The sequence below is a fragment of the Labedella gwakjiensis genome (assembly GCF_003014675.1).
In the GTDB taxonomy this organism is placed as follows: Bacteria; Actinomycetota; Actinomycetes; order Actinomycetales; family Microbacteriaceae; genus Labedella; species Labedella gwakjiensis.
Map to the genome: position 1 here is coordinate 3,027,631 of NZ_PYAU01000001.1, position 19,660 is coordinate 3,047,290.

The window sequence follows — 19,660 nt, forward strand, 5'->3', positions numbered from 1 at the left end:
CGCGCAAACCCTGGAGGGAGCCGGGGCGTGCGCGACAATGACCCCGTGCCCTTCACCGTGAGCCATGCCGTTGTCGCCCTCCCGTTCGTCCGTTCACCGCTGCCTCACGGAGCCGTCGCGGTGGGGGCGATGACGCCTGACCTGCCTCTGTTCTTCCCCGGGGTCGCCGGTTACGGGGCCACGCACGGTTTCCCCGGTGTCGTCCTCGTCTCGCTCTCGATCGCCGTCGTTCTCTACGCCGTGTGGCGGCTCCTGCTCCGGCCGGCGGCGCCCCGCGTCCTCCCGCGCGCATTCGCGTCGAGGCTGCCGGCGGCATGGGCGGAGGCGCGGGTCCCGGCTCCCCGCGAGGTGCTCCCGATCGTCGTCGCGCTCGCCATCGGCATCGCCACCCATGTGCTGTGGGACGCGTTCACCCACCCCGGACGGTTCGGTTCCGTCCTGATACCGAGCCTCGCCGAGACGTGGGGACCGCTGCCGGGCACGCAGTGGCTGCAGTACGCGTCGTCCGTCGTCGGACTCGTCATCATCGCGATCGTCGGGCTACGCCACCTCGCCGGCGCACCTCGATCGACGGTCGCGGTGTTCCCCCGACTGCGCGTCGCGTTCGGTCTCGCCGTGCTCCTCTCAGGAGCGATCGCCGTGGTCGTCTCTGTCGTCGAGACCGGGATTCCGACGGATTTCGGGGCGTTCCGATCGTTCGCGTTCACGGCGGGGACGCGCGCGGGAGCCGCGATCCTCGTCGTCACGGCCGGCACGGCGGTCGCATCGCTCCTCATCGCGCGTCGGCTCCCCGTAGGCGGGGAGCCGACGCGCGACCAAGGAGGTGCGACCGTCTCGTAGCGGCGCGTGCGCTCCGCCTAGTAGCGCGGCTTGCGCTCCGGGCGGTCGTCGCGGTCGCGGAATCCGCCACCACGCGGACCGTCGGTGCGCGGGCGCTTGCCGGGCGCCCCGCGGTCGGGCCGCAGCTCGATGAGCTTGCCGCTGATGCGCGTCTCGGCGAGCTTCGCGAGCTTCTCCTCCGACATGTTCGCCGGCAGCTCCACGAGCGAGAAGTCGGGGCGGATGTCGATCATGCCGAAGTCCTCGCGGCTGAGCCCACCCTCGTTCGCGAGCGCCCCGACGATCTGGCGCGGTTCGACGCGCTGACGGCGACCCACCGCGATGCGGTACGTGGCCATCGGCCCACTCGACGGGCGCTGACGACGCTCCGGACGGTCTCCACCACGGTCGCCGAAGCGGTCGCCGCCGCGGCTGTCGCGGTCGCCGCGGTCCGGGCGCTCCCGCTGCTCGACGAAGGACTCCGACCGGTCGCGGTTCGGGTCGAGCAGCAACGGCTCATCGCCCTGCGCGACGACGGCAAGAGCGGCGGCCACGTCGGCCTCCGGCACGTCGTGGTGGGAGACGTAGTGCCCGATGATGTCGCGGAAGCGATCGATGCGCTCCGTCTGGCCGAGTGCCGCGGTGATCTGGTCGTCGAAGCGCGACAGGCGGGTCGCGTTGACGTCTTCCGCGGTGGGGAGGCGCATCTGCGTGAGCGGCTGGCGCGTGGCCTTCTCGATCGACGTGAGCATGCGGCGCTCGCGCGGCGTGACGAAGCTGATCGCGTCACCCGTGCGGCCCGCGCGACCCGTGCGGCCGATGCGGTGCACGTACGACTCGGTGTCGATCGGGAGGTCGTAGTTCACGACGTGGCTGATGCGGTCGACGTCGAGGCCGCGGGCCGCGACGTCGGTCGCCACGAGGATGTCGAGCTTCCCGGACTTGAGCTGGTTGACCGTGCGCTCGCGCTGCGCCTGCGCCACGTCGCCGCTGATCGCGGCTGCGGTGTAGCCGCGGGCGCGCAGCTTCTCGGCGAGCGTCTCCGTCTCGCTCTTCGTGCGGACGAAGACGATCATGCCCTCGAAGTTCTCCACCTCGAGGATGCGCGTGAGGGCGTCGACCTTCTGCGGATACGACACCACGAGGTAGCGCTGGGTGGTGTTGGAGGAGGTCGTCGTCTTGTTCTTGACGGTGATCTCTTCGGGGTCGTTCAGGTACTTCTGCGAGATGCGTCGGATCTGAGACGGCATCGTGGCGGAGAAGAGCGCGACCTGCTTGTCGGTGGGGGTGTCGGCGAGGATCGTCTCGACGTCCTCGGCGAAGCCCATCCGGAGCATCTCGTCGGCCTCGTCGAGCACGAGGTACTTGAGCTCGGAGAGGTCGAGCGTGCCCTTCTCGAGGTGGTCCATGATGCGACCGGGGGTGCCGACGACCACGTGCACGCCGCGACGGAGCGCGGAGAGCTGCACGCCGTACGCCTGGCCGCCGTAGACGGGGAGGACGTGCACGCCGCGGAGGTGGGTCGCGTAGCGCTCGAACGCCTCGCACACCTGCAGCGCGAGCTCGCGCGTGGGGGCGAGCACGAGGGCCTGCGGCTTCTTCTGCGACGTGTCGAGGCGCGAGAGGATCGGCAGCGCGAACGCGGCCGTCTTGCCGGTTCCGGTCTGGGCGAGGCCCACCACGTCGCGGCCCGCGAGGAGCGGCGGGATGGTGGCGGCCTGGATGGCTGAGGGGGTCTCGTAGCCGAGGTCCTTCACCGCCTTGAGGACGGGTTCGGCGAGACCGAGGTCGGTGAACGTCTGGGTGTCTGCAGCCTGCTCCGTGGGAGCGGAAGCCTGCTCCGTGGAAGCGTCGGGGGATTCGGTCGTGGTCGATCCCGAGGTGCCCGCCTCGGTCGTGCCCGAATCCGCGTCGCTCGGATCCGTCGTGCTGTGGGGGGAAGTCATCCTTTCAGGGTACCGGGTGCTTGCGAAATCTGAGACCGGGCCGGAGAATGACCGGTTCCGTCCACGACGGCTGTGGCCGCGGCCTCCGCCAGGAGGTGGTCGCGGGACTCCTCGTGAGCTGTCACCGTGACGACGGCGTGGCGGGCCTCGTCGACGACGACGTACTGCCCGTACCGCCCGTCGAGGCGCCAGGTGTCTCCCGGGCCGTCCCAGACGGCGAGACCGTATCGCGCTGTGGTTCCGTCGGAGCCCGTGGCGACCCATTCCGTGTGCATCCGATCGATCCACGCCGCATCGACGAGCTGCCGCCCCTGCCACTGCCCGCGATCTCGCAGCACACGGCCGATGCGGGCGAGCTCCTCCGTGCGGAGCTCCAAACCGCTGCCGCCGACGATGAAACCGAGCGGACAGCGGTGCCACTGCGGATTGTCGATGCGCAAGGGTTCGAAGAGTCGGGGGAGCAGCCAGTCGCGCACGTCGCCCACCGCGGCGGCGAGCATCCGCATCGCCACGTAGGGGCTCGCGTCGCTGTACCGGAACACGGAGCCGGGCCCGGCCGTGGGCCGCCCGAGCATCTCCTGCGCGAGATCGGGGCCGGGCACCGGCTGGTCGCCGAACCACTGGAAGTCGATGCCGCTCGTCATCGTGAGCAGGTGCCTCACCGTGACACCGTCCACACCGTCTCCGAGCTCGAGCTCCGGAAGCAGCTCCGGAACGCGCGTCTCGAGGGTGAGCACGCCCTCATCGACCGCGATTCCGATCGCGAGCGCGCACACGCCCTTCGACACGGAGTAGACGTTCTCGCGATCGTCGCTACGCCATCGGTGTCCCGCCTCGTCGTCGCCGACGAGCACGTGGACACCGTATGCGCCGAGCGACTCCCGTTCGACGGCGGAGACGAAGTGATCGAGGACGGACTGTGCGGCGGTCATGTCCCTGAGTATCGCAGCGGCCACCGACATCCGAAGGGGGTGTCCGAATCTCGACCCCCGCTGTCCGCTGTCGTCGCTACCATCGGACCATGTCGACGACGCCCGAAGTCTCCGCTCCCGCCGCAGCCTCCGTCGGCGCTCCGCACCCCGCCGACACCCACGACCTCATCCGCGTCGTCGGTGCTCGCGAGAACAACCTCAAGAACGTCTCGATCGACCTGCCGAAGCGGCGCCTCACGGTGTTCACGGGCGTGTCCGGATCGGGCAAGAGCTCGCTCGTGTTCGCGACCATCGCCGCAGAGTCTCAGCGCATGATCAACGAGACCTACAGCTCGTTCGTGCAGAACTTCATGCCCAGCCAGTCGCGTCCGGATGTGGACGTGCTCGAGGGGCTCACGACCGCGATCATCGTCGACCAGGAGCGCATGGGCGCGAACGTGCGCTCGACCGTGGGCACCGCGACCGACACGGGGGCGCTTCTGCGCATCCTCTTCAGCCGGCTCGGGCAGCCGCACGTCGGCGCTCCGCAGGCGTTCTCCTTCAACGTCGCGTCCGTCTCGGGCGCCGGCGCCGTCACGTTCGAGAAGGGCGGCGTCACCACGAAGGAGCGGCGCGAGTTCTCCATCACGGGCGGCATGTGCCAGCGCTGCGAGGGCATGGGCAGGGTCAACGACATCGACCTCACCCAGCTCTACGACGACAGCAAGTCCCTGAGCGAGGGAGCGCTCACGATCCCCGGCTACACCGTGGACGGCTGGTACGTGAAGATCTTCACGGGCTCTGGCTTCCTCGACGCCGACAAGCCCATCCGTGACTACACGAAGAAGGAGCTGCACGACTTCCTCTACAAGGAGCCCGTCAAGGTCAAGGTGGGCGACATCAACATGACGTACGAGGGCCTCGTGCCCAAAGTGCAGAAGTCGATGCTCTCGAAGGACCGCGAGGCGATGCAGCCGCACATCCGCGCGTTCGTCGATCGCGCCGTCACCTTCACCACCTGCCCGGAGTGCAACGGGACGCGCCTCAACGAGGGCGCCCGCTCATCGCGCATCGACGGCGTCAACATCGCGGAGGCGAGCGCGATGCAGATCAGCGACCTCGCCGCGTGGGTGCGCGGCCTCGACGAACCGTCGGTCACGCCGCTGCTCACGGCACTCGGCGACACACTCGACTCCTTCGTCTCCATCGGCCTCGGCTACCTCTCGCTCGATCGCCCGGCCGGCACCCTGTCGGGTGGCGAGGCGCAGCGAACCAAGATGATCCGGCACCTCGGCTCGTCGCTCACCGACGTGACCTACGTGTTCGACGAGCCCACGATCGGACTGCATCCGCACGACATCCAGCGCATGAACGAGCTGCTGCTGCGCCTCCGCGACAAGGGAAACACGGTGCTCGTCGTGGAGCACAAGCCGGAGGCGATCGCGATCGCCGACCACGTGGTAGACCTCGGCCCGCGTGCCGGGACCGCGGGTGGCGAGATCCAGTTCGAGGGCACCGTCGACGGACTGCGCGCGAGCGACACCCTCACCGGTCGCCACCTCGACGATCGCGCCGCGCTCAAGGACGCCGTACGAGCACGCTCTGGCGTGATCGAGGTGCGCGGGGCGTCGGCCAACAACCTGCACGACGTCGACGTCGATGTGCCGCTCGGCGTCCTGACCGTGGTCACCGGAGTGGCGGGCTCGGGGAAGAGCTCGCTCGTGCACGGCTCGATCTCGGGCCGCGAGGGCGTCGTCTCGATCGACCAGGGCGCCATCAAGGGCTCTCGCCGCAGCAATCCCGCCACCTACACGGGACTGCTCGAGCCGATCCGGAAGGCGTTCGCGAAGGCCAACGGCGTGAAGCCCGCGCTCTTCAGCGCCAACTCCGAGGGCGCGTGCCCCAACTGCAACGGCAACGGCGTGATCTACACGGACCTCGGCGTCATGGCGAGCGTGTCGTCCACGTGCGAGGTGTGCGAAGGCAAGCGCTTCCAGGCCTCCGTTCTCGAATTCACGCTCGGAGGCAAGGACATCAGCGAGGTGCTCGCTATGCCCGTGTCGGAGGCACTCCCGTTCTTCGCCGACGGCGAGGCGAAGACCCCGGCGGCGCACGCGATCCTCGATCGCCTCGCGGATGTCGGCCTCGGCTACGTGAGCCTCGGCCAGCCGCTCACGACCCTGTCCGGGGGCGAGCGTCAACGGCTCAAGCTCGCGACGCACATGGGGGAGAAGGGCGGGGTCTATATCCTCGACGAGCCGACGACGGGCCTGCACCTCGCCGATGTGGAGAACCTCCTCGGGCTCCTCGACCGCCTCGTCGACTCGGGCAAGTCCGTCATCGTCATCGAGCACCACCAGGCGGTGATGGCGCACGCCGACTGGATCATCGACGTGGGACCGGGGGCCGGACACGACGGCGGCTCGATCGTCTTCGAGGGGACCCCGGCCGATCTCGTCGCCGCGCGCTCCACCCTCACGGGGGAGCACCTCGCGGCCTACGTCGGCGCCTGACCGGCTCCTAGTGGCTGCCTCTAACCTTCAGGTCGAATTCCTCTGAAGCTTCCGCCTGACTTCTTGGCGGCGAGAAACTGCCCCGAGGAGGTGTCCCGCTTAACCCATGTTCCCGAGGAGTTCTTCACCTGACTGCGTCCTGTGACGCTGCCCTGCCGAGTTCCCCTGCCGGTGTTCTTTGCCATGGTGTCCTCCTGGTGGAACTTTACTTGGTGCTACTGACAAAAAGGCCGAACCCATATAGGTAAGTTGCCGACCCAAGAAGCGCGAGGAGGCTCAGCGTCACGACGGTCGTACTTGCGGTGCGGAGCCGGGATCCCAGCGTCGAGGGCTCTCGAGCAAGCAGCACTGACGCTGCGAGAGCCGATGGCCCTACGACGAGTGCAAAGCCTTCGAGAGTTTCTGGAGTGTCTAGCCATAGAGCCAGCGTCAGCAGTCCGAGAAGCGCGGCTACCGAGTATGGGACGAGTTGAAGGCGTCTCAGCAGAGCCAATCGAAACCGGAGAACTATCCGATAATCCCGATCCGGATTATGAGCGTAGAACGCCCGGTTTTGGGCGTCTTGCCGAGACTGAAAGAGGCCGTAAGCAAAATCATCGTTTGACGACGAGTAAGCGGAGAAAGAGCTAATGCGCACGTTTGGGTCTTCCACCTTGAACGTGACGTGGTTTGTTCTAGCGTCTGCGACCACTAGTTCCTGAGTTCCGGGACCGATGCCAATGCCTCGACCAATGTCCCTGCGTTCAGTGATCTTTACCAGAAAGGGCTCATCCAGTGGAACCTTAAGGGCAACTATGAGGTCGTAGTAGTTGGCGTAGTCCGCAAGCGAGATTAGGAAATCGTCGGCAACGTTGGGATTGTCTGGATCACTGAGGCTGTCCATTCGTTGCAGGAGGCTTTGATACTCCGCGAGGGATCTAGTAGCTTCCTGTTCGTCCGCAATGTCCCCATCGATTAGGAGACCCGGCATCACGAGTTGGGGGGATTCGGCAGCCGAATAACGTTGGAACTTGTCGAGACGACGTCGCAGAATCTCGCGGCATTTTCCTTCGGTTGCGTCCCAGCGAAGCCGAGTCTCCTCGGAGAGGGTTCGGCCGAGTCCTGCGTTGACGAACTCGTCGACCGTACCTCGCTTGTGAGTGGAGAACCATTCGCCTACGAAGCCAAGAATTCGCTCGAGGACCATCCGAGCTTGTTTGCTGACCTGCACGCCCGCCTCATCAGCCAAATTGACAAGGTAAAGAGTTTGTCGCGACGCGATTTCCGATCGAGGCAAGAGCCAACCGTCCCCGTCGGGCCCCGACACATCGAAATCAAGCAGCGGTCCGCGTGGCATCGCAGCGACGTTCAGAGCTACTAGGGCATGAGTAGCTCCAACTGGAGCCTGAAGGAAGTCGCGAAGCGGTGCCACCTGTAGGGAGCGCTTGCGACTACAGGATGTGGCGGAGTCGATAACGACTTCTTCGACGGAACGCACTCGCCACGCCAGTGGACTTGCGATGAACCTAGCTGTGACTTCACGATCGTCGATGTAATTGGCAACCGAGGACGCGGTCGAACCTGTCAGCCAACTCGGGATTTTCAACTGCATACAACGAATGATGACAGGGACCCCCGACAGTCAATATTCTCCCTCACTTTGTGCGTCTGGTCCGCGCTCCACGCTCATCGAGGACACGCCAGGGAAGCTCAACACGACGCGGTCGGGCGTCTCGACGAGGGTGATGAGAACGTCGTCGCAGGAGCGGCAGCGCACCACGATGCCGTGGGTTCCGTAGACCATCTCGCTCGCGAGCGTCGTGGTTTCGCCGCAGCCGTCGCAGCAGCAGACGGCGGTGGTCATGTCGGTGCGGAACACCTCCGAGAGAGTCCCGGCGAGAGCGTTCCCGTCCACGTGGCTCGACATCAGGATCCTCCGAACCGTTCGGTCTTCACGTTCTGCGGCTCGTGACCGAGGTCCACGAGGGATCGGGCGACGGCTTCGACGAAGCCCGTCGGCCCGCACACGAAGACGCCAGGAGCGTCGGACGCGGGAAGAGTGAGTGCCTCGATCACGTCACGGGTCACCCGCCCGGCGGGCGTCGGCCAGCCCTCCGGGGTCGAACGCGTGTAGACGAGGTCCACTCGGAAGGTCTCCGATTCGAGTGCCGCGATCTCGTCCGCGAAGAAGCGGTCCTGGGGTGAGCGGACGGAGTACAGCAGTCGGAAGGGAACGGCGCTTCCGGACGCCGCGTGCGCTCGCGCCATCGCGACGAGCGGGACGATCCCGGAACCTCCGGCGATGAGCTGGATCGGTCGGGTGTCCTCCGGCGTCCACACGAACCACCGCCCCAGAGGACCGCGCACCTCCAACTGGTCTCCGGGCAGGACATCGTCCACGAGGTACGGCGAGACCTCGCCCGTCGGGATCTTGTCGACAGCCAGTTGCACGGAGGGATCGGCGCCGACGCTCGCGATCGAATAGGAACGCACCGCCTGATAGCCGTCGGGCGCGGTGAGACGCAGGTCGAGGTGCTGTCCGGCGAGGTTCCCCGGCCAGCCGTCGACGGCGATCGTGAGGCTGCGCCCCGTCGGCGTCTCCGTGCGCACGTGCGTGATCGTCCCGACCAACCAGTCCGTCACTGTGTGATGCTCGTTCGTGCGGGGCTCACCAGTACCGCTGTTCCTGCCACGGATCCCCATAGGTGTGGTAGCCGTTCTGCTCCCAGAAGCCGGGCTCGTCGTCCTTCATCATGACGAGGCCGCGCACCCACTTCGCGCTCTTCCAGAAGTAGAGGTGCGGCACGAGCAGACGCGCGGGGCCTCCGTGCTCGGGGTCGAGGTCCTCCCCGTCGAACTCGTAGGCGATCCACGCCTTGCCGTCGAGCAGGTCCTCGAGCGGCAGGTTCGTCGTGTAGCCGCCGTAGGAGTGCGCCATGACGTAGTCGTAGCTCGAATCGACCTCCTCGAAGAGGGTGTCGAGGGAGACGCCGCGCCACGACGTGCCGAGCTTCGACCAGCGCGTCACGCAGTGGATGTCCGTCGCGACGAGCTCGGACGGCAGCGCGCGGAACTGATCCCAGTCCCAGCGATGGGTCGCGCCGGTCTCCGTGCGGATGGTGAACTCCCACTCCGCGGTGTCGATCTCGGGGGTGGGGCCGGCGGAGAGGACGGGGAAGTCCTCGGTGAGGAACTGGCCGGGCGGGAGGTCCGGAGTGCTCTCGCGGGCGCGCCCTCCGAAACCACGACTGAACACGGCCATGTGGACCCCTTTCCTCGTGCGCTCATCGTACTGAGGGCATGCACCCGAGGGCTAGGAGGTCAGACCCGACTACGACACGGAGACGTCGATCGTGTGCCAGCCCTCGGCGCCGTTCGGCACCACGGCCACCTCGCGCTCGCCCTGGGTCTCGCCGTCGGCGTCCGTCGCGCGCACCTGCAGGGTGTGGTCGCCCGCGGTGGCCTCCCACTCGAACACCCACTGCACCCACGTGTCGGCGGAGATGGCCGTCGCGAGGCGGGCTTCGACCCAACCGCCGTCGTCCACCCGGACCTCCACCCGGTCGATTCCCGTGTGCTGGGCCCACGCGACGCCGGCTACGGCGACGGTGCCCGCACTCACCCGTGCCCGGTTCGTCGGCACGTCGATGCGCGACTGCGTCTTCACGGGCCCCTCCGCCGACCAGCCGCGGTCCGTCCAGTAGGCGCTCGCCTCCGAGAATCGCGTGACCTCGAGGGACGTGACCCACTTGGTCGCGGACACATACCCGTACAGGCCGGGCACCACGAGGCGAGCGGGGAAGCCGTGCTCGACGGGGAGCGGCTCGCCGTTCATGCCCACGGCGAGGAGGCTGTCCCTGTCCTCCTCCTGGAGCACGGAGAGCGGGGTGCCGGCGGTGAACCCGTCGATGCTCCTCGACATCACCATGTCGGCACCCTCGCGGGGTTTCGCTCGGGCGAGCAGCTCGCGGATCGGGTAGCCGAGCCAGAGGGCGTTGCCGATGAGGTCGCCGCCGACCTCGTTCGACACACACGCGAGCGTCACGGTGGCCTCCTGCATCGGCAGGGCGAGGAGTTCGTCCCACGTGAGCTCGAACTCCTCCTCGACCTCGCCGAACACCCGGAGGCTCCACGACGCGGGATCGACTCCGGGCACCTGCAGGGCCGTGTCGATGCGGTAGAAGTCGGCGTTGGGCGTGACGACGGGGGAGAGGCCGTCGATGCCGAGGTCTGCACCCGTCGGGACGGCCGGCGCGGGCGTCGCCGCGGTCGGCAGCTTGAGCGCGCGTCTCGCGGTGTCGGCGGCGGCGGCTGCGGCGTTCGCGACGCGCGCACCGACACCGACGAGGAGCGCGCCGACAGCTGTGGCCCCCGTGAAGACGAGGAAGCGTCGGCGCGAGACGGCGGTGTCGGCGAGGGACGGGTCTGGAGTCTCGGGCGATCGACCCGCGCCGCCCGAGATCGGGCTGGAGCCGATCCACGCGCGCAGCCGCTCCGAACCGAAACGCAACACCAGCACGCCCACGACCACACCCGCCACGGTGGGGCTCGCCCACATGCCGGTCGCACCCGACCGGGTCGTGGCGGCCACCACAGCGACAGCGCCGACAACACCCAGGATCACCGTCCCCCACGGCGGTCGGCGCCACTCGAGCACACCGCTCAGGACGGCGAGGGCCGCAACGAGCACCGCCAGACAGAGCAGGAGCACCACCTTGTCGTTCGTCCCGAACAGCGCGATCACGACGTCCTTGACCCATCCGGGCACGAGGTCGATCACGAGCGAGCCGACGGCGAGGAGGGGGCTCGCGGCCGGCGCGACGACCAGGGCCACGAGCTCCGCGATCGCGAGCGTCGCGAGGGCACTCACGACGCCGACGGCGCCGGCTGCGATGACGGGCCGCGACCGACGAGGCGCGGGGCGGCCGGTGGCGACGGGGCCGGGGGCTGCGGGCACGCCCGTCGAGTCGGTGTGGGGCGCGCGCGTCGACATGCGGGTCATGCTAGCCCCGCCCGCTGGGTACTCACCCGCGGGTTGCGCGCCCGTTCCGCACCCGTCCGTCTCCGAGCGAACTAGGGTGAAGCCATGACGAGTATCGCCCTCGGGATCCCGGGAATCCGCCGCGCTCCCGACGCGCGACCGGACACCACGGGCCGCCCGGAGACGGATGCTCTCGTCGACCGCTTCGGCCGCATCGCTCGCGACCTGCGCGTCTCCATCACGGAGAAGTGCTCGCTGCGCTGCACCTATTGCATGCCGGAGCAGGGACTGCCGGCGATCGCTCGGAAGGACCTCCTCACACCGGATGAGATCGCCCGCCTCGTCGAGATCGGCGCACGTGACCTCGGCGTCACCGATGTGCGCTTCACCGGGGGCGAACCGCTCATGCGGGCGGACCTCGCGGAGATCCTCGCGAAGAGCTCGGCCGTCGCCCGCGGGGCGTCCATCTCGCTCACGACGAACGGCATCGGTCTCGACAAGCGGATCGATGAACTCATCGCCGCCGGGCTCACCCGCATCAACGTCTCTCTCGACACCGTCGATCGCGACCACTTCGCCCGGCTGACCCGCCGCGACCGGCTCCCGGCCGTGTTCGCCGGCATCGATGCGGCGAAGCGCGCGGGACTCACACCTCTCAAGATCAATGCGGTGCTCATGCGCGACACCCTCGCGGGATCGGCCGACCTGCTCGCGTGGTCGCTCGCGAACGGCGTCAAGCTGCGCTTCATCGAGCAGATGCCCCTCGACGCCGATGAGGCGTGGGCACGCGACAACATGGTCGACGCGGCTGAGCTCCTCGACGTCCTCGGATCCCGCTTCACGCTCACCGAGCCGCACCGCGACGACCCCTCGTCCCCGGCCGAGGAGTGGCTCGTGGACGGCGGTCCGGCCACTGTCGGCATCATCGCCTCCGTGACGCGCGCGTTCTGCGCCGCGTGCGACCGCACGCGCCTGACCGCCGAGGGCACGGTGCGCTCCTGCCTCTTCGGCGACGACGAGACGGATCTCCGCGGGATGCTGCGCGGCGGGGCGGACGACAGCGAGATCGCCGATCGCTGGCGGGCCGCCATGTGGGGCAAGCAAGCCGGACACGGCATGGCCTCGGCGGACTTCGTCCGTCCGACCCGCAGCATGGGAGCGATCGGTGGCTGAGCAGGACATCGCGACCGTGACCGTGCGCTACTTCGCTGCGGCGGCCGAGGCTGCGGGTGTCGAGGAGGAACCGATCCACGGGCCGCGCACTGTCGGCGAACTCCGGGCGCTCCTCGTGGAACGGTACGGCGACGCGATGGCACGCGTGCTCGCCTCCGGTTCGTTCCTCGTCGACGGGGTCGTGCGCCGCGACGATGCGCGTCCCCTCGGGGCACGCGTCGACGTGCTCCCGCCCTTCGCCGGCGGCTGACACCGCCTGCTGAGGTCGGCTGTTGACACCGACCGGCGCCTAGAGCCCGACCCACTCCGTCGTGCCCTCGGCGAGGTGCTGGCGCTTCCAGATGGGCACGCTCGTCTTGATGAGGTCGACGAGGCGCTCGCATGCGTCGAACGCCTCGTGGCGGTGCGCGGCGGCGGCGGCCGCGACGAGGGCCGTATCGCCCACGACGAGTGCACCGACCCGATGGACGGCGACGACACGGACGCCCGTCTCGCGCGCGATCGTCTCGCAGCACTCGGCCATGAAGCGGGCGGCGTCGGGGTGCGCCTGGTAGTCGAGCGCCGAGACGGACTCGCCGTGATCGTGGTTGCGCACGATGCCGCGGAACGTGACGAGGGCGCCGTCGTGGTCGGTGAGCACGGCGGCCTCGACCGCCGAAGCGTCGATGTCTCGCTCGCTGATGAGGTCGAGGCCCGCGAAGGGGGCCGCCGCGTCACTCATGCGCGCCACCACCGGCGATCTGTGCCACGAGGTGGTCGAGGAGGCCGTCGAGAACGGCGAGGCCGTCCTTCACCCCGCCCCGCGAACCCGGGAGGTTCACCACGACGGTGCCACCCGAGGTGCCCGCGAGCCCGCGGCTGAGGGCCGCGGTCGGTGTCTTCGCCAGTCCTGCGGCCCGGATCGCCTCGGCGATGCCGGGCAGCTCACGATCGAGGATGCGTCGTGTGGCCTCCGGTGTGCGGTCGCTCGGCGACATGCCGGTACCCCCCGTCGTGATGATCACGGCCGGGGAGGTGGCGACGAGCGACGCGAGCACCTCCGCGACGTCGGCGTCCGCGGCGATCGTCACCCCGTCGACCGCGTAGCCGTGCTCCTCGAGCCAGGCCGAGATCGCAGGACCGGTCGTGTCCTCCCGTGTGCCCGCGGCGCCGGCCGTCGAGGCGACGAGGACGGCCGCCGTACCCGGACGCAGCGCGTCGCGGGTCCAGTGCCCGCGCTTGCCGCCGGTCTTCTCGACGAGCTTGAGGTCGTCGAGGATCGCCTCGGGGTCCACGGCCTTCACCATGTCGTGCAGCGTGAGCCCCGCGATGGCGACGGCGGTGAGCGCCTCCATCTCGACGCCCGTGCGGCCCGTGGTCTTGGCCGTGGCCGTGACGACGATCGCGGCCTCGTCGAAATCGAAGTCGACCGAGACCGAGGTGAGCGGGAGCGGGTGGCACAGCGGGATGAGGTCGCTCGTGCGCTTCGCGCCCTGGATGCCGGCGATGCGCGCGGTCGCGAGGACATCGGCCTTCGGGAGGTCGTCGGCGCGGACGAGGGCGACGACGTCCGGGCGGGTGAGGAATCGCGCCGTGGCGGTGGCCGTTCGATCGGTCACGTCCTTGCCGCCCACGTCGACCATGCGCGCGCGCCCGTCCGCGTCGAGGTGGGAGAGGGTGGTGGGGGATCCGGCCGTCATGCTGCCCATGCTGTCACAGCGCCCTGACCTAGAGAGCCCAGACGGTGACGGTGTCGCCAGCTCGCAACTCGACGGCCTCCTCCGGAACGATCACGAGGGCGTCGGAGGCCGCGAGACCGGCCACGAGATGCGAGCCGGGGCCCGAGACGAGGGTCACACCGTCGCCGTCGAACCGCGCCCGCAGGAACTGGCGCTTGCCCGACACCGAGCGCAGATCCTCGGTGAGGGGTCTCGTCGACGCGGTGCGCTCCGGCAGCCCGGCTGCGCGACGGAGGAGCGGCGCGACGAAGACCTCGAAGGACAGCTGCGTGCTCACGGGGTTGCCGGGGAAGCAGACCACGGGCGTGCCGTCCACCGTCGCCGTCGCCTGGGGACCACCCGGCTGCATCGCGACGGAGCCGACCTCGGCGCCGAGGGGTTCGAGACTCTCGCGGACGACCTCGTAGTCGCCCATCGAGATGCCGCCGGAGGTGAGGACGACGTCGGCCTGCGCGGTCGCCGTGGCGAGCGCCCGACGGAAGTCGTCCACGTCGTCCGCGACGCGCTCGCGCACGACGACCTCGGCCCCGGTCGCTCGTGTCGCCGCCGCGAGCGCTGTGCCGTTGGAGTCGAACACCTGACCGCGGACGGGATCCGTGCCAGGGGCGACGAGTTCGGCGCCCGTCGTCACGATCGCCACCCGCACGCGCCGCCGCACCGAGACCGTCGTCATGCCGGACGCCGCGAGGACGGCGAGGTGTCGAGAGGCCAGGCGGAGTCCGGCCGGGAGCAGTTCGTCGCCTGCGCGGACGTCGCTCCCGCGTTCGCGCACGTATTCGCCCACGGCGCGCGGACGCCCGATCCGGACGGTCTCCGCATCCTCGGAATCATCCCCGGGCGTCGTGTCCTCGACCGGCACCACGGCGTCCGCTCCCTCGGGAACGATAGCGCCCGTCATGATGCGCACCGTCGTCCCGGGCTGCAGGACACCGGGATCGACGGGTCGAGCGGCGATCTCACCGACCACGGGCAGCGACACGGGGGCGTCGGCGATGTCGGCAGCGATCACCGCGAAGCCGTCCATCTGCGAATTCCGGAAGAGGGGGAGGTCGACGGGCGAGACGACGCGTGCGGCGGTCACGCGACCGGCCGCCTCATCGATGGGCATCGTCTCCTCACCCGTGTCGAGCGCTCCGGCGAGAAGACGCTCGATGTGGTCGGCGTGCTGCTCGACCGAGCGGCGGGGGAAGGTCGGCATGGGTCAGTACCTCACGATGGTCGGGTCGACGGCACGGGACCAGGCGTCGATCCCGCCGTCCAGATGGCGGGCCGCCACACCGGCGTCCCGCAGGATTCGGAGCGCCGATGCCGAGCGGATGCCGTGGTGGCAGTACAGGACCACGGGACGGGAGTCGTCGATCTCGCCGATCCGCTCGGGCAGCTCTCCGAGCGGCAGGAGAACGGACCCGGTGATCGCGGCGATCTCCGCCTCCCACGGCTCGCGCACGTCGATGAGCGTCACGTCGGGGAGGAGGCCCGCGAGGTCGTCGGCGCTCAGGGTGTCCGCATCCGCGTCGTCGGCCGACGCGGAGTCATCGGCGACGACCCCGCAGAAGGCGTCGTAGTCGATGAGGCCCGTGACCGGTTCAGCCTCCGGGTCCTCTGCATAGGCGAGCTCACGGAACGTGCCCGCGAGGCCGTCGAAGACGGTGACGCGACCGACCAGGGGGTCGCCGAGCCCCGTGATGATCTTGATCGCCTCGCTCGCCATGAGGGACCCGACGACGCCGACGGTGGTCGGCAGCACGCCCCCGACGGCGCACGACAGCACCGAGCCCGGTGGAGGGGGCGTGGGGAAGAGGTCGCGGTACTGCGGTCCTCGACTCGCCCACGCGACGCCCACCTGACCGCCGTACTGCGAGACGGCGCCCCAGACGAGCGGCAGATCGGACAGCGCGGCTGCATCGTTGGCGAGGTAGCGGGTGGGGAAGTTGTCGCTGCCGTCGAGCACGAGGTCGTAGTCGGCGAAGAGGTGGAGCGCGTTGTCGGCGGAGAGCCGTTCGGTGTGGCGGACGACGACGGCATCCGGAGCGATCGCCGCGACGCGGTCGGCGGCCGAGTCGACCTTCGCCCGTCCGACGTCGGCGGTGCCGTGCACGAGCTGTCGGTGGAGGTTGCTCGTCTCCACCCGGTCGTCGTCGATGATGCCGATGGTGCCGACACCGGCTCCCGCGAGCGTGGGGATCACGGTGCTGCCGAGTCCACCGGCGCCGATGACGAGGACGCGAGCCGCTCCGAGGCGCTCCTGACCCTCGAGCCCGAACCCCGGGAGCGCGATCTGGCGGGCGAAGCGGGCCGAGCGAACGGAATCGGGCATGCGGCGATTATCGCACCGGCCACTGACACCGGGTCCGTGCTCAGCGCGGCCGGACGGGGGCGCGGACCGCCGTGTCGGTGGCGGATGCGAGGATCGAGCCATGACGAGTTCGCCGGAGTCCTGGAGGGACGCCCTCGCGACCTTCCGGCACGACGCGCCCGAACCGTCCGTCGGCGCGAGCCGCCGACCGCGCACCGGGCTCGCACTGCAGTTCGAACTGCGCGAGATGATCCCGCGCACGGCGCATCGGTGGAACGGGCCGACCTCCCGCTCTGTCGCGATCCCTCGTGCGAACGGCCGCGGTGCCGCGCGTTCCGCCTCCGCGGAGGACGAGGTGCCCGGAACGGGTGAGTTCCGCCTCGCCGCGCGCCCCACCGCCGAGACCTCCAAGGGGTGGGCGCGCGGCACGATGACGTGGACCAACCTGCCGCACCTCCTCAACCGCATGAACCTCGACCCCGAGCAGCACCGGTGGTTCTGCGAACTCGGCGCGCTCCACCGGGCCGCCGGCGCGATGGCGCTCGATCCCGACGCGAGCCTCCTCTTCCTCGACGAATTCGCGAACCCTGTTCTGTGGGCGATGCTCGGGCAGGCCGCCGATCTCCGGATCCCCCTCATCGGCACGGGTTCCGGGTCGAGCGTGGCTGTCGGTTCCCGCGCCCGTCTCCTCGTCGATCTGCGCCGCGAGTCGCAAGGCGTCCGGCTCGAGCCGTCGCTCCTCTTCGATCTCCCGACCACGGGTCGGACCGCCGATGTGCGCCTCGCCCGCCCGATCGGTGCCCACGGCGTATCGATCGTCGACCCGCGCGACCCGCGCGACATCGTCATCGCGGCCACCGCTGCGCCCCTCGGCTCCGACGAACTCGCCATCCTGCGAGGCCGCGGCCCTCTCGCGGACGGTCTCGTGGTGCCCGCGGACGCGGTGGACGAGTTCCTGTCCACCTACGTGCCCGGGCTGCGCGAGCGGCTCGAGGTCGTCAGCGCCGACGACTCCGTGGTCCTCCCGGACGTGGTCCCGCCCGTCCTCGTCCTCCGCGTGGCGTTCGCCACAGGTCACCGCACGGAGCTCACCTGGCGCTGGCGGGTGTCCAGGGGTGGTGCACCCTTCACGCCCGTCTCGGAGTTGATCCCTCCCGGTGTGCTGCCGGACGCCTGGCTCCCGGATGCGGCGTCCGAGCCCGACGGCGCGACGCGAGTGAGCGGCGCCGGCTCCGAGGCCCCTCCTCCTCCTCTCGACGTGACGCTCGAGGGCGTCGAGTCCGCGCACTTCGTCACCGAACTCCTGCCGCGGCTCCGCACGCTCGATGGCGTACGTGTCGAGACCACCGGCACGAAACCGTCCTACCGCGAGCTCACGGGCGATCCCGAGCTCGTGGTGTCGACGATGCCGAGCGACAAGCGCGACTGGTTCGACCTCGGTGTCACCGTCACGGTCGACGGACGCACGATCCCGTTCCTCCCGCTCTTCACGGCTCTCGCGAAGGGGCGGAAGCGGCTGCTCCTCGTCGACGGCACGTACCTCTCGCTCAAGCACCCGGCGTTCGCGCGACTCGCGGAGCTGATCGAGGAGGCCAAGGACCTCGCCGAGTGGGAGACGACGCCCGTCATCAGTCGCCGCCATGTGAGCCTGTGGTCCGACTTCGAGGACCTCGCGGACGAATCCCGCCCGGCGCTCGAATGGCGGGCGCTCGTCGAGGACATCGCCGGGGAGGCGACGCGTCCGGTGAGTGTGCCCTCCGGCCTCACGGCGCAGCTCCGCCCGTATCAGGCCGAGGGGTTCTCGTGGCTCGCGCATCTGTGGCGGCATGGTCTCGGCGGCATCCTCGCCGACGACATGGGGCTCGGGAAGACGCTGCAATGCCTCGCGCTCGTGCAGCACGCGGTGGAGAGCGTGGCGGCATCGGCGCGGGATCGACCAGCGCCCTTCCTCGTGGTCGCCCCCACGTCCGTCGCGCCCGGCTGGGTCACGGAGGCCACGCGGTTCGCCCCCGGGCTCGTCGTGCGGCGGGCCGTGGGGACCGAAGCCGCCGGTCGGGCCCGCGTCGACGAACTCGCGCGTGGCGCCGACATCGTCGTGACGACGTACGCTCTCCTTCGTCTCGATGCCGACGCGTATCGGGACGTCGACGGCGGGTGGTCCGGCGTCATCCTCGACGAGGCGCAGTTCGTGAAGAACTCCGCGTCGCAGGCGCACGAGGCGGTGCGTGATCTGGGGGTGTCCTTCGTCCTCGCCGTCACCGGCACCCCGCTCGAGAACTCGCTCAGCGAGCTGCACGCCATCCTCGCCCTCACGTCACCGGGCCTCTTCCCGTCCGCTCGTCGCTTCGCCCAGGAGTTCGTGCGCGTCATCGAGCAGCCGGTCGGTGGCATCACGTCGGGGCGGGGCGCCGGCGACGCACCCGCCGTCACGGCCGAGCTGCGCTCGGCGAGGCTCGAGCGTCTCCGCCGCCGCATCGCGCCGTTCCTGCTGAGACGCACCAAGGACGTCGTGGCCCCGGAGCTGCCGGAGAAGAGCGAGCAGGTGCTCTCCGTGGAGCTCGCACCGGAGCATCGCGAGCTCTACGACGTGTACCTGCAGCGTGAGCGTCAGAAGCTCTTCGGCCTCATCGACGACCTCGATCGGAACCGCTTCATCGTGTTCCGCTCGCTCACCCTCCTCCGCATGCTCGCGCTCGACGCCGGCCTGGTCTCGGACGACTACGCCCACATCCCCTCGACGCGACTCGATTCCCTCGTGGACCACCTGCGGGAGATCGTGGACGAGGGCCACCGCACCCTCGTGTTCAGCCAGTTCACGACCTACCTCGATCGCGTGCGTTCCCGGCTCGACGCCGAGGGCATCGCCTCCGTGACCCTCCAGGGCTCGACGCGCGACCGCGAGGGCGTGGTGCGGGAGTTCCGCGAGGGCGACGCCCCCGTCTTCCTGATCAGCCTCAAAGCCGGTGGATTCGGCCTCACCCTCACGGAGGCCGACTACGTGTTCCTGCTCGACCCGTGGTGGAACCCGGCGAGCGAGGAGCAGGCCATCGACCGGACCCACCGTATCGGCCAGGACAAGAACGTCCTCGTGTACCGGATGGTGGCCGCCGACACGATCGAGGAGAAGGTCATGGCGCTCAAGGAGCGGAAGTCGGAGCTCGTCGCCGGGGTGCTCGACGACGACGGCGAGCTCTTCGGGCCGTCACTCGACGCCGGGGACATCCGGGAGCTCCTCAGCTGATCCCTGCTGCGTCGGAGGGACGGGACTGAACCCGGAGACGGACGGACGCGAATAGAGTTGGAGGACACGATTCACCGGGAGGC

Annotated in this window: 16 protein-coding genes; 5 read left to right on the top strand and 11 right to left on the bottom strand. The window is 69.5% G+C overall.

From position 1 onward, the window contains the following. Nucleotides 1–27: 27 nt before the first annotated feature. The gene (locus CLV49_RS14255) at nucleotides 28–840 is read left to right on the top strand and encodes a DUF4184 family protein (RefSeq protein ID WP_106564132.1); all 813 of its coding nucleotides are present in this window, start codon (nucleotides 28–30) and stop codon (nucleotides 838–840) included. Between the two features lie 17 nt (nucleotides 841–857). On the opposite strand, the gene CLV49_RS14260 is transcribed toward CLV49_RS14255, so the two are convergent. After that, complete coding sequence (locus CLV49_RS14260; protein WP_106564133.1) at nucleotides 858–2,765, bottom strand: DEAD/DEAH box helicase; 1,908 nt, start codon at nucleotides 2,763–2,765, stop codon at nucleotides 858–860. Then, on the bottom strand, nucleotides 2,762–3,697 hold the full coding sequence (locus CLV49_RS14265; protein ID WP_106565126.1) for a serine hydrolase domain-containing protein: 936 nt from the start codon (nucleotides 3,695–3,697) through the stop codon (nucleotides 2,762–2,764). Before CLV49_RS14265 ends, CLV49_RS14260 begins: the two co-directional genes overlap by 4 nt. 89 nt (nucleotides 3,698–3,786) lie before the next feature. Between CLV49_RS14265 and CLV49_RS14270 the strand changes: the two genes are divergently transcribed. After that, a complete protein-coding gene (locus CLV49_RS14270) occupies nucleotides 3,787–6,189 on the top strand; it encodes an ATP-binding cassette domain-containing protein (RefSeq protein WP_106564134.1) in 2,403 nt (800 codons plus the stop codon). A 205-nt stretch (nucleotides 6,190–6,394) separates the two neighbouring features. Here CLV49_RS14270 and CLV49_RS18205 read toward each other — a convergent pair whose 3' ends face one another. The 5 genes from CLV49_RS18205 to CLV49_RS14290 form a co-directional block, all read right to left on the bottom strand. Then, nucleotides 6,395–7,417 (bottom strand): hypothetical protein, encoded by a 1,023-nt coding sequence (locus CLV49_RS18205; protein WP_127054262.1) that lies wholly within the window; start codon nucleotides 7,415–7,417, stop codon nucleotides 6,395–6,397. Nucleotides 7,418–7,810: 393 nt separating this feature from the next. Continuing rightward, complete coding sequence (locus CLV49_RS14275) at nucleotides 7,811–8,095, bottom strand: DUF6510 family protein (RefSeq protein ID WP_106564135.1); 285 nt, start codon at nucleotides 8,093–8,095, stop codon at nucleotides 7,811–7,813. Continuing rightward, nucleotides 8,095–8,811: a ferredoxin reductase gene (locus CLV49_RS14280; protein ID WP_243696549.1), complete on the bottom strand. Its 717-nt coding sequence runs from the start codon at nucleotides 8,809–8,811 to the stop codon at nucleotides 8,095–8,097. The genes CLV49_RS14275 and CLV49_RS14280 overlap by 1 nt, the downstream gene beginning before the upstream one ends. A 25-nt stretch (nucleotides 8,812–8,836) precedes the next feature. After that, nucleotides 8,837–9,430, bottom strand: coding sequence for a sulfite oxidase-like oxidoreductase (locus CLV49_RS14285; RefSeq protein WP_106564137.1), 594 nt, complete (start codon nucleotides 9,428–9,430; stop codon nucleotides 8,837–8,839). A 69-nt stretch (nucleotides 9,431–9,499) separates the two neighbouring features. Beyond that, nucleotides 9,500–11,161 (bottom strand): molybdopterin-dependent oxidoreductase, encoded by a 1,662-nt coding sequence (locus CLV49_RS14290; RefSeq protein ID WP_106564138.1) that lies wholly within the window; start codon nucleotides 11,159–11,161, stop codon nucleotides 9,500–9,502. Nucleotides 11,162–11,254: 93 nt separating this feature from the next. On the opposite strand from CLV49_RS14290, the gene moaA reads away from it, so the two are divergent. Together moaA and CLV49_RS14300 are read left to right on the top strand one after the other, a co-directional pair. Further along, a complete protein-coding gene (gene moaA / locus CLV49_RS14295; protein ID WP_106564139.1) occupies nucleotides 11,255–12,322 on the top strand; it encodes a GTP 3',8-cyclase MoaA in 1,068 nt (355 codons plus the stop codon). Between the two features lie 7 nt (nucleotides 12,323–12,329). Then, nucleotides 12,330–12,572 carry a MoaD/ThiS family protein gene (locus tag CLV49_RS14300; RefSeq protein ID WP_106565127.1) on the top strand — a complete coding sequence of 81 codons (243 nt, stop codon included), beginning with the start codon at nucleotides 12,330–12,332 and terminating at the stop codon, nucleotides 12,570–12,572. Between the two features lie 39 nt (nucleotides 12,573–12,611). On the opposite strand, the gene CLV49_RS14305 is transcribed toward CLV49_RS14300, so the two are convergent. The 4 genes from CLV49_RS14305 to CLV49_RS14320 are packed head-to-tail and all read right to left on the bottom strand — an operon-like array spanning nucleotide 12,612 to nucleotide 16,357. Further along, nucleotides 12,612–13,043, bottom strand: a complete 432-nt coding sequence (locus CLV49_RS14305) for a molybdenum cofactor biosynthesis protein MoaE (RefSeq protein ID WP_106565129.1) — start codon at nucleotides 13,041–13,043, stop codon at nucleotides 12,612–12,614. Beyond that, nucleotides 13,036–14,001: a bifunctional molybdenum cofactor biosynthesis protein MoaC/MoaB gene (moaCB, locus tag CLV49_RS14310; protein WP_106565128.1), complete on the bottom strand. Its 966-nt coding sequence runs from the start codon at nucleotides 13,999–14,001 to the stop codon at nucleotides 13,036–13,038. Before moaCB ends, CLV49_RS14305 begins: the two co-directional genes overlap by 8 nt. Nucleotides 14,002–14,029: 28 nt before the next feature. Next, nucleotides 14,030–15,238 (bottom strand): molybdopterin molybdotransferase MoeA, encoded by a 1,209-nt coding sequence (locus CLV49_RS14315; protein WP_106564140.1) that lies wholly within the window; start codon nucleotides 15,236–15,238, stop codon nucleotides 14,030–14,032. A 3-nt stretch (nucleotides 15,239–15,241) separates the two neighbouring features. After that, nucleotides 15,242–16,357 carry a ThiF family adenylyltransferase gene (locus tag CLV49_RS14320; protein ID WP_208019773.1) on the bottom strand — a complete coding sequence of 372 codons (1,116 nt, stop codon included), beginning with the start codon at nucleotides 16,355–16,357 and terminating at the stop codon, nucleotides 15,242–15,244. A gap of 100 nt (nucleotides 16,358–16,457) precedes the next feature. Here CLV49_RS14320 and CLV49_RS14325 point away from each other — a divergent pair, with 100 nt between their 5' ends. Beyond that, nucleotides 16,458–19,577: a DEAD/DEAH box helicase gene (locus tag CLV49_RS14325; protein ID WP_106564142.1), complete on the top strand. Its 3,120-nt coding sequence runs from the start codon at nucleotides 16,458–16,460 to the stop codon at nucleotides 19,575–19,577. The last annotated feature ends 83 nt before the right edge of the window (nucleotides 19,578–19,660 follow it).